We start from the raw sequence: 14,326 nt of genomic DNA, 5'->3' as shown, positions 1-14,326 counted from the left end.
GGCACACGCCGCCTTTGGGGGTGGCACCGATCTGGGCCAGCTCCATGAGGGAGGCCCACAGGCGTTCGCCGTTGATGCGCAGGTTTTCGGTGTTGGTCTTCACTTGGGTGTCCATGGTGTTCTCCGGGGAATGTCTGAAATACCGGTTCACTCACCACCGTTCGGGCTGAGCTTGTCGAAGCCGGGGCGTGGCGCCAAGCCCGTCGACAGGCTCAGGGCGAACGGGGTGCGTGCGCAGGCCATCGTGGCGAATCAGCGCGCAACGGCCGTGGGTGCCAGGTCCTGCGCACGTTTTTGCACGGCCTGGAAGTTGGCGCCAAATGCCGGGCGCTTGATGTAGCGGCCCTTGCCCTGCTCTGCCCGCAGGTCGCCGTTGGCAAACACCACGCGGCCCTGGCTGATGGTGTGGCTGGGGATGCCGCGCACGGTACGGCCTTCAAAGATGTTGAAGTCGCCCTTGCTGAACTGCGTCTTGGCCGAGAAGGTCTTGGTGCCTTGCGGGTCCCACAGCACCAGGTCAGCATCGGCGCCTTCGCCAATGAAACCCTTGCGGGGGTAGATGTTGAACAGCTTGGCGCAGTTGGCCGAGGTGATGGCAACGAACTCAGAGGGCGTGAGGCGCCCGGTGTTCACGCCGCCGTCCCACAGCGCGGCCATGCGCTCTTCCACGCCGCCCGTGCCGTTGGGGATCTTGGCAAAGTTCTCTTTGCCCATGGCCTTTTGCGCGGCGCAGAACGTGCAGTGGTCTGTGGCTGTGGTGTGCAACTGGCCCGACTGCAGGCCGCGCCACAGCGCCTCTTGGTGGCCCTTGGGGCGGAAGGGTGGGCTCATCACGTAGGCAGCGGCCTTGGCAAAGTCGGGGTCGCGGTACACGCTGTCGTCCACCAGCAGGTGTCCGGCCAGCACCTCACCGTACACGCGCTGGCCGCGCGCACGGGCGCGGGCAATCGCATCGGCCGATTCCATGCAGCTCACGTGCACCACGTAGATGGGCACACCCAGCACGTCGGCAATGGCGATGGCGCGGTTGGCGGCCTCGGCCTCGACCATGGGGGGGCGCGACAGCGGGTGGCCCTCGGGGCCGGTGATGCCCATCTTGGCGACCTCCTGCTGCAGCAGGTACACCAGCTCGCCGTTTTCGGCATGCACCGTGGGCATGGCGCCCAACTCCAGCGCGCGCTTGAAGCTGTTCACCAGGGTTTCGTCGTCGCACATGATGGCGTTCTTGTAGGCCATGAAGTGCTTGAAGCTGTTCACGCCCTCTTCCTGCACCAGCGTGCCCATATCGGCGCGCACCTGTTCGCTCCACCAGGTGATAGCGACGTGGAAGGAATAGTCGGCCGCCGACTTCTCGGCCCATCCGCGCCACTTGCGGTAGGCGTCCATCAGCGGCTCCTGCGGGTCGGGGATCACGAAGTCGATGATGCTCGTGGTGCCGCCCGCCAATGCAGCCGCCGTGCCGGTGAAGAAGTCGTCCATGGTCACGGTGCCCATGAACGGCAGCTGCATGTGGGTGTGCGGGTCGATGCCGCCGGGCAGCACGTACTGGCCGCTGGCGTCGAGCACCTGCGCCCCCGCAGGCGCCTGGGCCGCAGCATCTTCCCCCACGGCCACGATGCGGCCATCGACGCACAACACGTCGGCGCGCTGTTCACGGTCGGCGTTGACCACGGTGCCTCCGCGGATCACAAGGGCTTGGCTCATGGGGGTCTCCTTCAGGGATACGGATCAAATCGAAAAAAAGAACCCTGCACTGGCACCAGGCCCAGCCAGGGTCCAAGGGGTCACTTCTTCTTGGCAGTCAGGTAGTAGTAGGTGCCCGCCACCGCCAGGCTGAAGAACCAGCCCGAGTCGAACAGCGTGAGCCAGATGGCGGGCATGCCCGCCTTGTCCACCACGCCCGATACCGCCAGATAGCCAGGCAGGCAAGGCAACACGCCCAGCGCAAAGGCGATGAGTGCCTGCAGGTTCCAGCCATTGCTGTACTCATACTCGCCACCACGGCGGTACAGATCGTCCACCTTCAGCTCGCTCTTGCGCACCAGGTAGTAGTCCACCAGCAGGATGCCCGCGATGGCGCCCAGCAGCGTGCCGTAGCCACCCAGCCAGGTGAACAGGTAGCCACCCGAGGTGGCCAGCAGCTTCCAGGGCATGAACAGCAAACCCAGCCCTGCAGCGATCAGGCCGCCCATGCGGAAGCTGATCTTGGACGGTGCGCACTGGCTGAAGTCGTACGAAGGCGACACCAGGTTGGCGGCCACGTTGGTCGTCAGATTGGCCAGCAAGATCACCAGCAGACCAACGCCAGCAGCCACGCTGCCCATCTGCGTCAGCAGGCCATCGGGGAACAGCTGTGCCTTGCCATACAGGATGGCCGAAGCCGAGAAGCCGATCACGCCCACCATGGAGAACAGCGCCATGGGGATCGGCAGGCCAATGGCCTGACCCATCACCTGGTCCTTCTGGGTTTTGGCAAAGCGCGTGAAGTCCGGGATGTTGAGCGCCAGCGTGGCCCAGAAGCCAACCAGGCCGGTCAGCGCCGCCCAGGTCTTGGGGCCACCCTCGACCACCTTGGCAGGCAGGTTGAAGAGCTGGCCCGAGGGCACCTTCATCATCAGCACCACGACCAGCACGATGGACGCAATGATCATCAGCGGCGCGGCGATCACTTCGAGCTTGCGAATGGACTCCGGCCCCTTCCAGATGAAGTAGATGTGCGCCGCCCAGAACGCGAGGAAACACATGAACTGCGAGGTGCTGATGGTCTGCCCATCGGCCGGGCCCGCAAGCCCCATGCCCAGGATGTTCAAGAAGCCGTGCAGCGCCAGCGCGCCGAAGTAGCAGTTGATGGAGAACCACCCACACGCCACCAGGCCGCGCAGCACGGCGGGCAGGTTGGCGCCTTTCACACCAAACGATGCACGCGCCAACACGGGGAACGGCACACCATATTTGGGCCCCACGCGGCCGATGAGCACCATGGGCACCAGCACGATGCAGTTGGCCAGGAACACTAGCCACACGGCCATCTGCCAGGTGAAGCCCTGGTCCAGCATGGAGCTGGCCATGGTGTAGGTGGGCACGCACACCACCATGCCCACCCAGAGTGCGGCAAAGTCTTTCCAGGTCCAGTGTCGCTGCGCGGCGGTGGTGGGGAGCAGATCTTCATTGGCGAGCGTGTTGGATGCATCGCCGGGCATTAGCCCCGCCACGTGGGCAGCGCTGCCGGTACTGTTGGTCATGCCTGTACTCCTGTCAAAGACTTCGTTGGGGTTGAACACAACCCGCTGTCTGGTCCGGCGCCCTCACGCTGGCAGATGGCGGGCAAAGGGAAGCGAGCGATGCTAGAGAGGACGCAAGAACTGCACCAGATGCAGTGCAGCATGCGTTGCAAATCGGCACCACAACGGGTACGGTCAGAACGCCTTGTCGACCCTGTGGCGCACGCGCTCATGGTGGGCCATCAAGCTGCGGCAGACACGCGCTGTGGGTTGTTGGGGTGCGTGGTCCAGTTGGCGTATTCGCCGGTCACCTTCTTGCCCGTGCGCACATCCACCTCACCCGGCTCCAGCGCGCGCATCGTGATGCACTCAGGCACGGGGCAGATCGACACACAGAGGTTGCAGCCCACGCATTCGGCCTCGTTGATCTCGAACTTGCGCACGCCACCCTCTTTGGTGAAGGTGATGGCCTGGTGCGAGGTGTCTTCGCACACCACATGGCAGCGGCCGCACTGGATGCAAGCGTCCTGGTTGATGACGGCTTTTTCAATGTGATTGAGGTTGAGGTTCTTCCAGTCCTTCACGGTGGGCACGGCCTGGCCTTTGAAGTCGTCGAGCGTGGCGTAGCCGTGCTCGTCCATGAAGTTGGACAGGCCGTCGCACATGTCCTGCACGATCTTGAAGCCGTAGACCATGGCCGCGGTGCACACCTGCACCGTGCCGCAGCCCAGCGCAATGTATTCGGCCGCATCGCGCCAGGTGGTGATGCCGCCAATGCCGCTGATGGGCAGGCCCGCGGTCTGCGCATCGCGTGCAATCTCCGCCACCATGTTCAGCGCGATGGGCTTGACGGCCGGGCCGCAGTAGCCGCCGTGCGAGCCCCAGCCGTCGGTGCTCGGGCTCATGACCATGCGGTCCAGGTCTACGCCCATGATGGAGTTGATGGTGTTGATGAGCGACACGGCATCGGCCCCGCCCGCCTTGGCCGCGCGTGCGGGCTGGCGCACGTCGGTAATGTTGGGCGTGAGCTTCACGATCACGGGCAGCTTGCTGTAGTGCTTGCACCAGGCCGTGACCATCTGGATGTATTCAGGCACCTGGCCCACGGCCGCGCCCATGCCGCGCTCGCTCATGCCGTGCGGGCAGCCGAAGTTGAGTTCGATGCCGTCGGCGCCGGTGTCTTCCACGAGCGGCAGGATGGCCTTCCAGCTCTGCTCCTCGCACGGCACCATCAGCGAGACGATCATGGCGCGATCCGGCCAGTTGCGTTTGACGCGCTTGATCTCTTCGAGGTTGGTGTGCAGCGGCCGGTCAGTGATCAGCTCGATGTTGTTCAGGCCGATCACACGGCGGTCTTGCGACATGAGTGTGGAGTAACGCGGGCCGTTGACATTGACCACCGGTGGGTCTTCGCCAAGCGTCTTCCACACCACGCCGCCCCAGCCTGCCTCGAAGGCGCGGGTGACGTTGATCTCTTTGTCGGTGGGTGGTGCGGAGGCGAGCCAGAAGGGGTTGGGGCTCTGGATGCCCAGGAAATTGCTGCGAATGTCTGCCATGGGTTGCTCCCGTGAAAACTTGGTGGAAGGGGTTCAGGCCATCAGTGCGGCGTGGATGGAGACAGCGGCGACCTTGCCGTGCTCCACCGCTTCCACTGTGAGGTCGCGGCCGCCCACGCGGCAGTCGCCACCGGCCCACACACGCGCCAGGCTGGTCTGGCCTTCGGCATCGGTGGCGATGCGCCCGCCCTCCAGCGCAATGCTTTTGCCCACAGGCTCGGCCACAAAGGTCTGGCCGATGGCCTTGAGCACCATGTCGGCATCGAGCGTGAAGGTCTCGCCGGTTTCCACCAGCTTGCCGCCGCTCAGCGCCGTGGCGGCAAAACGCACACCCTTCACTGCACCGTTTTCGCTCAGCACCTCTTTCGGTGCGGCCCAGTGGCGGATGGTCACGCCGTTCGTCTGCGCCCATTGCTGTTCCACGGCCGATGCCGACATGGCCTCTGCGCCCCGGCGGTAGACGATGGTCACTTCTTCCGCGCCCAGCTTGCGCGACTGCACGGCGGCGTCCACCGCCGTCATGCCGCCGCCAATCACCACCACGCGGCGGCCCACGGGCAGGGTCGAGAGGTCGGTGCTCTGGCGCAGCTCGGCGATGAAGTCCACCGCGTTGCGCAAACCACTGGCCGTGGGCTCGGCCACGCCCAGCGCGTTAACGCCCTGCAGGCCCAGGCCCAGGAACACCGCATCGTAGGCGCCCAGCAGGCTGTCGAGCGTGATGTCACGGCCCAGTTGCTGGCCGGTGCGCACCTCGATGCCGCCGATGGACAACAACCACTCCACTTCCTTCTGCGCGAAGTTGTTGGTGGTCTTGTAGCTGGCGAGGCCGTATTCATTCAGGCCGCCCAGCTTGGGGCGCGCCTCGAACAGCACCACGTCATGGCCGCGCACGGCCAGGCCATGCGCGCAGGCCAGGCCCGCAGGCCCCGCGCCCACCACGGCCACGCGCTTGCCGGTGGCGGCGGCGCGCTGGAACAGCGGTGCACCGGGCTGGGCAAAGAAGGCGTCGGTGGCATAGCGCTGCAGCGAGCCGATCTCTACCGGCTTGTCTTCGTTGGTGTTGCGCACGCAAGCCTGTTCACACAGCACCTCGGTGGGGCACACGCGGGCGCACATGCCGCCCAGCGGGTTGGCCTCCAGGATGGCGCGGGCGGCACCCCGGTTGTTGTCCTGTGCGATGCGGTGGATAAACGATGGGATGTCGATGCCCGTGGGGCAGGCCGTGGCGCAGGGGGCGTCGTGGCAGTAGTAGCAGCGCTCGGCCTCGATCAGCGCCTGCGCCCGGGTGAGCGGCGGGTGAGCGTCGCCGAAGTTGACTGCGTAGTCGGCCAGGTTCAGGCGTGCGGCATGAATGCCACAGGCACGGCTTGCGGGTGTGTCCATCAGGTTTCCTCCGAGAGGGTGAGGGTGGGGGCCTGGGCGCCCATGGGGCGTGCAAGTGCACGCCGCGCAGCGTTGGAGCGCCAGCCAGTGGCGCCAACCAATGCGGCACCAGCGTGGGTGCTGGTGCCCGCAAACTTCGGAGGTTTCATCGTGGTCCTCGCTGTGGGGTGCAGGTGCCCGCTGCTTTGCTGCGGCGGTGCCCTGCGTTGTGGGTCAATTTACCAACCCGTAAAAATTTACCAATTGGTAAAATCCCTAGAGCAAACCGCGTGCCAGCCCAAAGCCAGCGAATTGCCAGTTTTCGGGCCCTGGCTTGTTCCACAATGGTGCAATGACTGCAGCCCGCTCGTCCCCTGCCCACCAAGCCCTCCGCCCCCGCAAGGTGCCCCGCGCCTCGACCAGCGACGAGTCCACGCCCCGCGCACCCACGGCCTCGCGGCTGCTCAAGGAACAGGGCATCCTCACCGAGGCAGAGAACCAGTTTGCGCAATTCGGCTTTGAGGGCGCATCGCTGGAAAGCATTGCCGCAGCCATCGGTATCAGTCGCCACAACCTGCTGTATTACTTCCCGAGCAAGGAGGCGCTGTACCAGCGGGTGCTGGACGATGTGCTGACCCAGTGGCTGGCGGGCATGGAAGACCTGTCGCACAGCGACGACCCGCAGCAAGCGCTGCGGCGCTACATCCGCGCCAAGCTGCACTATTCGCGCACGCGTCCGCAGGGCGCCAAGGTGTTCACCAAAGAGGTGATCGCCGGTGCACCACGTTACAGCCAGGCCATCACGGAGCGCGTGGCACCGCTGCTCAAGACCGAGGTGCGCACCTTCGAGCGCTGGGCGCGCGAGGGCCGCATTGCCAAGGTCAACTTCACGCACCTGATGTTCATCATCTGGTCGGTCACCCAGGCGTATGCGGAGCAGGAAGCCCAGTTCGCCCTGCTGCTGGGCAAGCCAGCCCTGACCGAGCGCGACTACGAAAAGGCCGAAGAGCTGATCGTGCGCATGGTGCTGAGCGCGCTGGCGCCCGACGCTGTGGCGTGAAGCAACGCCTCACCCGGTGCGGTGCGGTGCGGTGCGGTGCGGGGGGTCATGACGCACCAAACGCTATTTAATTGATAGCTGTCAGCGCAATCAGAATATGCGCCTGGGGCTTATTTAATCACTCATCAGCGCAAAGCGCTCAATGTTTTAAGGCGCCGGTACAGTGATCGCTCGCTGATACCCAGCTGCCGCGCCAGGGCCGCACGGCTACCCTGGTGGGCAGCCAGCGCATGGCGCAGGGCATCGTCGCCCAGAGCTGGGCTGCGACGTGGCGTAACCGACAAAGCAGGTGGCGCCCCTGCGCCTTGCTCCACCCCGCCCGCGAGCGGTGGCAGGCCACAGGCCAAGGCTTGTTGTACCTGCTCCGCGCCAATGGCGTCGCCGTCGCACAGCAAGGCGGTGCGCTCCAGCAGGTTGCGCAGCTCCCGCACATTGCCCGGGTAGGGCTGCGCCTCCAGCAAGGCGAGCGCAGCACCAGACAAATGCAGCATGCGGGGTGGCGGTGCCACTCGCTCCAGCAGCGCGCGTGCCAGCAGGGCGGTGTCCCCCTCGCGCTCGCGCAACGGTGGCAAGTGGATGGGGAAGGTGCTCAGCCGGTAGTACAGGTCTTCACGAAATCGCCCTTCGACCACCATATGCTGCAGATTGCGGTGTGTGGCAGACACCACGCGCAGGTCGGCGTGCCGCTGCTCGGTGCTGCCCACGCGGCGGTAGGTACCGGTCTCCAGCAGGCGCAGCAGCTTGACCTGCAGCGGCAGAGGGATATCCCCCACCTCGTCCAGAAACAGCGTACCGCCGTCTGCGGCCTCTACCAACCCTGGCCGAGCCTGGGTCGCACCAGTGAACGCCCCTTTTTCGTGCCCGAACAGCTCGGACTCGAACAGCGCCTCGGGCATGCTGGAGCAGTCCACCGGCACCAACGCGCGCCGCGCCCGCACACTCCCCTGGTGCACGGCATGGGCCACTAGCTCCTTGCCCGTGCCCGACTCACCCAGCAGCAAAACCGCAGCACGCGACGGCGCCACCCGTGCCACCAGGCCCAGCATCCTCTGGAACGCGGGCGAACGTCCGATGAGCCCCTGCGCTGACGGCACCGGCTGCGCCGCGACTGGCAATAGCACCATTTTTTCTACAAAGAAGCCGGGGCCGCCCTCCGCCCCCGCCACCGGGGTCAACTCGATCTGTACATATTCCTCACCCAGGGGCGTGTGGTGCACATGCAGCACGCGTTCGCGTTGCCCCGAGGCACACGCCTGCGCCATGGGGCAGGACTCGCCCGCCTGATCGCAAGGCACGCTGGCATGGTGAGACACGGCGTGGCAAGTGAGGCCCACCACGCTGCCTGCCACGCCGAACTGGCGGCGATAGGCACCATTGGCTGCCAGGATGTGATGGCGATCGTCCAGCAAGATGTGCGGCTCGGGCAGCCCTTCCAAAAAAGACACCAGTTCGGAAGGCGGAGCGGGGAGACGGGACATGGCAGAACCTCGGTACATGCAAGTGCACTGACGGTGCTCCCGTTTCGCCACCGGGCATTTGATCTATGCCATATGGACTGCAATGGATGGCAGTTGGCAGTCAGTTTGGCAGCCCGGATGGCAGTGAATCTGGCCCCCATCGGGCTGACAGCACAACGGCCACAACCGCCCTACCCATGCAACCCATTGAATTCAAAGGCTTTTCCGCACAGCGCCCAGCGTGTCGTGCAACTGGTCAGTGATGGCACGCCGTTTGCGATGAGCGATTGCCGCCCGCAACGTTGCGGACGGCGGCCTTCACCAAGTCGGAAAAGCATTTTTCGCGCGATGGCGGGCCCTATTCCACCTCTCTGAAAGCGCCCCATGCCCCTCACTCCAGCCACCCCCAATGGTCGCCCGCAAGGCTCTGACGGCGACCACGATGCAGAGCGCAGGCAGCTGGTGCTGTTGACGGCCGCCGCAGGCTGCGTAGCAGCTGCGGGGGTTGCCGTGCCCCTGGTGTCCAGCTTTGCCCCCAGCGAACGCGCGCGGGCCATGGGCGCCAGTGTGGAGGTGGACATCAGCGACCTGCAGCCCGGCGGCGTAAAAACGGTGGAATGGCGCGGCAAGCCTGTGTGGATCATGCGACGCACGCTCGAGATGCTGACCGCCCTGCCGGAGCAAGACGCGGCGCTGGCCGACCCCGCCTCGCGCAAGGACCAGCAACCCGAGTACGCGCGCAACCCGCAACGCTCCATCCGCCCAGAGGTGTTTGTCACGGTGGGCATCTGCACCCACCTGGGCTGCTCACCCACGGCGGTGCCCGCAGGCACCGCCAACCCCAGCGTCGGCGACCAATGGCAAGGCGGCTTCTTCTGCCCTTGCCACGGCTCTACCTTCGACCTGGCCGGCCGCGTCTTCAAGAACAAGCCCGCGCCCACCAATCTGGAGGTACCGCCACACCGCTATGTGTCGGACACCCGGTTGCTCATCGGGGACGACGTGGCCTGAGCGACGGTCGGGTGCCACAGGCTACGGCCCGGTGCTGCAGCCCGCTGTGGGGACATGGTTTTGGGTCAGACCTGCTTCTGTTGCCACAGCACATCCAGTACATGCTGGGTAGCGCGCTCCACCGGGCCCGCGCGGTGGGCAATGCCCAGGGGGCGCCACAGCCGAGGCTGCACGGGCAGCATGCGGATGCGCGGGTCCAGCGGCGTGGCGGTGGATGCCTCGTGGGGCAGCAGCGTTGCGCCATACCCAGCCGCCACCAGGCTCTTGATGGCATCGTTGTAGTTGAGCTGAATGCGGGCCTTCGGATGTTCACCCGCCAGGGCCAGCCAATCGCTCGTCAGGCGCGACAGACTGGTGCCGTCGTCGTTCAGGATCAGCGGCTGACCCGCCAGCCATTGCGGCGTGACCCGCCGGGGCGCGGTCCAGGCGGACGGCACAAACGCCATCACCGGGTCGCGCCGCCACGGTAACACCGTCACCCCGCGCACCGAGGGCAGCGGCAAGGCGACCAGCCCAACATCCAGCCCCCCCAGGGCCAGCCGCGACATTGTCTCTTGCGACGTGAGCACCACCACCTGCACATCAATGCCGGGGTGGTGCCGGCCCAGCACCTCCAGCGCCTGGGGCAGCAGGTGCGCAATGGCGCCCGTGGACGCGCCCAACCGCACACGCCCCTCCAGCCCCTGCACCTGGCGCAGCACCAGGTCCATGGCCTCATCAGCATCGGCCAGCAGGCGCCGCGCCCGCTCCACCAGCACCTCCCCCGCGCCGGACGGCCGCACCTCGCCCCGCTTGCGCACCAACAACGGCGCTCCAATCAACGCCTCCAGGTCCGCAATGTGCAGGCTGACCGTGGGCGGCGCCAGGTGCAGCGTGCGGGCAGCTTCAGCAAAAGACCCGAGGTCAGCGATGGTGACCAGGGTGCGCAGCCGGTCGAGATTGAGTTCGCGCATGACGTTCAGTAGAACTGATCTTGATGTTTGTGAAATTCAACTTTTCAAAGTTTAGACCGGAGCTGAAGATTCCACCATCCCACCTCCCACCTCCCACCTCCCACCTCCTATCCCTGCCAGAAATCCGCACCATGACCACCCAACCTCTTGTCTTTATTGATGGCGACCAAGGCACCACCGGCCTGCAAATCCACCAACGCCTGCACGGCCGCACAGACCTGCAGTTGCTGACACTGCCCGAAGCCGACCGCAAGAACCCCACCCGCCGCGCCGAAGCCATCAACAGCTGCGACATCGCCATCCTGTGCCTGCCCGATGCCGCTGCGCGTGAAGCCGTCGCGGCCATCCACAGCTCCGCGGTGCGCGTGATCGACGCCAGCTCGGCCCATCGCACAGACCCGCAGTGGGTTTATGGTTTCCCGGAGATGGACGCGGCGCAGGTCGCACGCATCGCCAACGCGCGGCGGGTCAGCAACCCAGGCTGCTACCCCACGGGCGCCGTAGCCCTGCTGCGGCCCCTGGTGCAGGCAGGCCTGCTGCCCGCCGACCACCCGCTCACAATCCATGCCGTGTCGGGATATTCGGGCGGTGGGCGTGCCCGGGTACAAGCACACGAAGGCCCCGAAGCAGCGAGTGCGCCAGCCTTCCAGATCTACGGGCTGCAGCTGGAGCACAAACACCCACCCGAGATCGCACGACACGCAGGGCTGTCGCAGCGCCCGTTTTTCCTGCCCTCATACGGCGCATTCCGCCAAGGCATCGCGCTGACCATCGGGCTACATCTGCGGCAGTTGCCCCCAGGCACGCAAGCCGAACACCTGCACGCCTGCCTGCAGCAACACTATGCCGACGCCACCTTTGTAGAGGTGATGACCCCCGCCACAGCCGAAGCCGCCGAGCACCTGGACCCGCAAGCCCTGAACGGCACCAACCAACTGCGGCTGGGGGTGTTCAGCAACACCCAGCACGGCCAGGTGCTGCTGACCGCCGTGTTTGACAACCTGGGCAAGGGGGCCTCGGGGGCGGCGGTGCAGAACCTGGATCTGATGCTGGGTGGCGCCACCTGATGTGCGTGGAGACAGAAAACTTCCCCCACAGGTTCTGAGGGGGTGTCTTGAAATGGCCACAAATGCCCGTATCATTAGCACTCACTGCAGACGAGTGCTAACACCGCGCTCCCTGCTGGCAGTTTGGTTGCCCCGGATGGCCGGGGCTGATTGAGTCCCTCAGCTTTTTTACTGAAAACAGGAGCATTGCAATGAACCTTCGCCCTCTGCACGATCGCGTGATCGTCAAACGTATCGAAAGCGAAACCACGACGGCCTCGGGCATCGTGATCCCTGACAACGCCGCTGAAAAGCCCGATCAAGGTGAAGTGCTGGCCGTTGGCCCCGGCAAGAAGAACGACAAGGGCGAAGTGCTCGCTCTGAACGTGAAGGTCGGTGACCGCGTTCTGTTCGGCAAGTACTCGGGCCAGACCGTCAAGGTCAACGGCGACGAGCTGCTGGTCATGAAGGAAGACGACCTGTTTGCAGTGGTTGAGAAGTAATTTCTCTCCCCTCTAAATCACTCATCTTTTCATAGCTGCTAGCGCTTATTAAATAAGCGCTAGCAGCCAATTTGAATCAAATTTTCAGGAGCTCCAAAATGGCAGCAAAAGACGTAGTTTTCGGCGGCGAAGCCCGCGCTCGCATGGTTGAAGGCGTGAACATCTTGGCCAACGCGGTCAAGGTCACGCTGGGCCCCAAGGGCCGCAACGTGGTGCTGGAGCGCTCGTTCGGCGCCCCTACCGTGACCAAGGACGGTGTGTCCGTGGCCAAGGAAATCGAACTCAAGGACAAGCTGCAGAACATGGGCGCCCAGCTCGTGAAGGAAGTGGCCTCCAAGACCAGTGACAACGCTGGTGACGGCACCACCACCGCCACCGTGCTGGCACAAGCCATCGTGCGCGAAGGCTTCAAGTACGTGGCCGCTGGCATCAACCCAATGGACCTGAAGCGCGGTATCGACAAGGCTGTTGCAGCCCTGGTGATCGAGCTGAAGAAGGCTTCCAAGCCCACCACCACCTCCAAGGAAATCGCCCAAGTGGGTTCGATCTCCGCCAACTCCGACGAAACCATTGGCAAGCTGATCGCTGACGCCATGGACAAGGTTGGCAAGGAAGGCGTGATCACCGTGGAAGACGGCAAGTCGCTGGACAGCGAACTGGACGTCGTGGAAGGCATGCAGTTTGACCGCGGCTACCTGTCGCCCTACTTCATCAACAACCCAGAAAAGCAATCCGCCATTCTGGACAACCCCTTCGTGCTGCTGTTCGACAAGAAGATCAGCAACATCCGCGACCTGCTGCCTACGCTGGAGCAAGTTGCCAAGGCTGGCCGTCCCCTGCTGATCATTGCCGAAGAAGTTGACGGCGAAGCCCTGGCTACGCTGGTGGTCAACACGATCCGCGGCATCCTGAAGGTGGTGGCTGTGAAGGCTCCTGGCTTCGGCGATCGCCGCAAGGCCATGCTGGAAGACATCGCCATCCTGACGGGCGGCAAGGTCATCGCTGAAGAAGTGGGCCTGACCCTGGAAAAGGTCACGCTGGCCGACCTGGGCCAAGCCAAGCGCATCGAAGTGGGCAAGGAAAACACCATCATCATCGACGGTGCTGGCGCTGCTGCTGACATCGAAGCCCGCGTCAAGCAAGTGCGTGTGCAGATCGAAGAAGCCACGTCCGACTACGACCGCGAAAAGCTGCAAGAGCGCGTGGCCAAGCTGGCTGGCGGTGTGGCCGTGATCAAGGTCGGCGCTGCCACCGAAGTCGAAATGAAGGAAAAGAAGGCCCGCGTGGAAGACGCACTGCACGCTACCCGTGCAGCTGTGGAAGAAGGCGTTGTGGCTGGTGGTGGCGTGGCTCTGCTGCGTGCCAAGCAAGCCGTCGGTGACTCGGTCAAGGGCGACAACGCTGACCAAGAAGCCGGTATCAAGCTGGTGCTCAAGGCCATCGAAGCCCCCCTGCGCGAAATCGTGAACAACGCTGGCGGCGAAGCCTCCGTCGTGGTGAACGCTGTGCTGGCTGGCAAGGGCAACTACGGCTTCAACGCGTCCAACGACACGTACGGCGACATGCTCGAACTGGGCATTCTGGACCCCACAAAGGTCACCCGCACGGCCCTGCAAAACGCTGCCTCCGTGGCATCGTTGCTGCTGACGACCGAAGCCATGGTTGCAGATGCACCCAAGGACGAGGCCGGTGCTGGCGGCGGCATGCCCGACATGGGCGGCATGGGTGGTATGGGCGGCATGGGCATGTAATTGCCCGGCGGCTGAGCCCCTGGCTCCGCACCCCAAAGCCCGCAGGCCGTGAGGCCTGCGGGCTTTTTTCATGGCGGAGGCACTGCTGGCGGCACTCCGTTTACCCGCGTATATGCGATATCAGCAGTTAACACATATCAACAATTGATAAGTCCTCTTATCTGATACACCATTTCACGTGAGGCGGTGAATTGGTTCTTGCTCGATATAATTTTTTGGCGTTCCCTCCACATCTGCGTGGATTCGCTGGCGATCTCCCTCTAAACGCCTCGTCTCGGAGCCTTTTTTCCACCGACGACCATGGCACTCCCCCCCACTGTCACCGTTCTTGACCTGACCGCCCGGCTTGGTCTGCATGCCCTGGCCCAGCTGGGGGTGGCCAACGTATCGGGCCCCGGGCCCTGGC

General features: G+C 64.6%; 12 protein-coding genes. 5 read left to right on the top strand and 7 right to left on the bottom strand.

The window, feature by feature from the left end; genetic code table 11:
• Window positions 1-252: 252 nt before the first annotated feature.
• From hydA to OIN59_RS05910, 5 genes are all read right to left on the bottom strand, one after another.
• Window positions 253-1,704: a dihydropyrimidinase gene (hydA, locus tag OIN59_RS05930; RefSeq protein WP_274108056.1), complete on the bottom strand. Its 1,452-nt coding sequence runs from the start codon at window positions 1,702-1,704 to the stop codon at window positions 253-255.
• An 80-nt stretch (window positions 1,705-1,784) separates the two neighbouring features.
• Window positions 1,785-3,242, bottom strand: a complete 1,458-nt coding sequence (locus OIN59_RS05925) for an NCS1 family nucleobase:cation symporter-1 (protein ID WP_274108054.1) — start codon at window positions 3,240-3,242, stop codon at window positions 1,785-1,787.
• 221 nt (window positions 3,243-3,463) lie between these two features.
• On the bottom strand, window positions 3,464-4,777 hold the full coding sequence (preA, locus tag OIN59_RS05920; protein ID WP_055399341.1) for an NAD-dependent dihydropyrimidine dehydrogenase subunit PreA: 1,314 nt from the start codon (window positions 4,775-4,777) through the stop codon (window positions 3,464-3,466).
• 33 nt (window positions 4,778-4,810) lie between these two features.
• Window positions 4,811-6,160 (bottom strand): NAD(P)-dependent oxidoreductase, encoded by a 1,350-nt coding sequence (locus tag OIN59_RS05915; RefSeq protein ID WP_274108051.1) that lies wholly within the window; start codon window positions 6,158-6,160, stop codon window positions 4,811-4,813.
• Window positions 6,160-6,309 (bottom strand): hypothetical protein, encoded by a 150-nt coding sequence (locus OIN59_RS05910; RefSeq protein WP_274108049.1) that lies wholly within the window; start codon window positions 6,307-6,309, stop codon window positions 6,160-6,162. Before OIN59_RS05910 ends, OIN59_RS05915 begins: the two co-directional genes overlap by 1 nt.
• Before the next feature lie 182 nt (window positions 6,310-6,491).
• On the opposite strand from OIN59_RS05910, the gene OIN59_RS05905 reads away from it, so the two are divergent.
• Window positions 6,492-7,199, top strand: a complete 708-nt coding sequence (locus OIN59_RS05905; RefSeq protein WP_274108047.1) for a TetR/AcrR family transcriptional regulator — start codon at window positions 6,492-6,494, stop codon at window positions 7,197-7,199.
• A gap of 125 nt (window positions 7,200-7,324) precedes the next feature.
• Here OIN59_RS05905 and OIN59_RS05900 read toward each other — a convergent pair whose 3' ends face one another.
• On the bottom strand, window positions 7,325-8,677 hold the full coding sequence (locus tag OIN59_RS05900) for a sigma-54 interaction domain-containing protein (RefSeq protein WP_274108045.1): 1,353 nt from the start codon (window positions 8,675-8,677) through the stop codon (window positions 7,325-7,327).
• 363 nt (window positions 8,678-9,040) lie between these two features.
• On the opposite strand from OIN59_RS05900, the gene petA reads away from it, so the two are divergent.
• Window positions 9,041-9,667 (top strand): ubiquinol-cytochrome c reductase iron-sulfur subunit, encoded by a 627-nt coding sequence (gene petA, locus OIN59_RS05895; RefSeq protein ID WP_274108043.1) that lies wholly within the window; start codon window positions 9,041-9,043, stop codon window positions 9,665-9,667.
• 65 nt (window positions 9,668-9,732) lie between these two features.
• Here the strand turns inward: petA and OIN59_RS05890 are convergent, their stop codons facing one another.
• The gene (locus OIN59_RS05890; protein ID WP_274108041.1) at window positions 9,733-10,620 is read right to left on the bottom strand and encodes a LysR family transcriptional regulator; all 888 of its coding nucleotides are present in this window, start codon (window positions 10,618-10,620) and stop codon (window positions 9,733-9,735) included.
• 131 nt (window positions 10,621-10,751) lie between these two features.
• On the opposite strand from OIN59_RS05890, the gene argC reads away from it, so the two are divergent.
• The 3 genes from argC to groL all read left to right on the top strand — a co-directional run bounded on the left by argC (window position 10,752) and on the right by groL (window position 13,920).
• Window positions 10,752-11,687 carry an N-acetyl-gamma-glutamyl-phosphate reductase gene (gene argC / locus OIN59_RS05885; RefSeq protein ID WP_274108039.1) on the top strand — a complete coding sequence of 312 codons (936 nt, stop codon included), beginning with the start codon at window positions 10,752-10,754 and terminating at the stop codon, window positions 11,685-11,687.
• 191 nt (window positions 11,688-11,878) lie between these two features.
• Entirely contained in the window at window positions 11,879-12,169 is a 291-nt protein-coding gene (locus OIN59_RS05880; protein WP_056173280.1) for a co-chaperone GroES, read from the top strand.
• 98 nt (window positions 12,170-12,267) lie between these two features.
• Window positions 12,268-13,920: a chaperonin GroEL gene (groL, locus tag OIN59_RS05875; RefSeq protein ID WP_274108032.1), complete on the top strand. Its 1,653-nt coding sequence runs from the start codon at window positions 12,268-12,270 to the stop codon at window positions 13,918-13,920.
• Window positions 13,921-14,326 lie beyond the last annotated feature (406 nt).

The organism is Acidovorax benzenivorans, assembly GCF_028680575.1.
In the GTDB taxonomy this organism is placed as follows: Bacteria; Pseudomonadota; Gammaproteobacteria; order Burkholderiales; family Burkholderiaceae_C; genus Acidovorax; species Acidovorax benzenivorans.
This window is presented reverse-complemented; position numbering and strand designations above follow the sequence as displayed.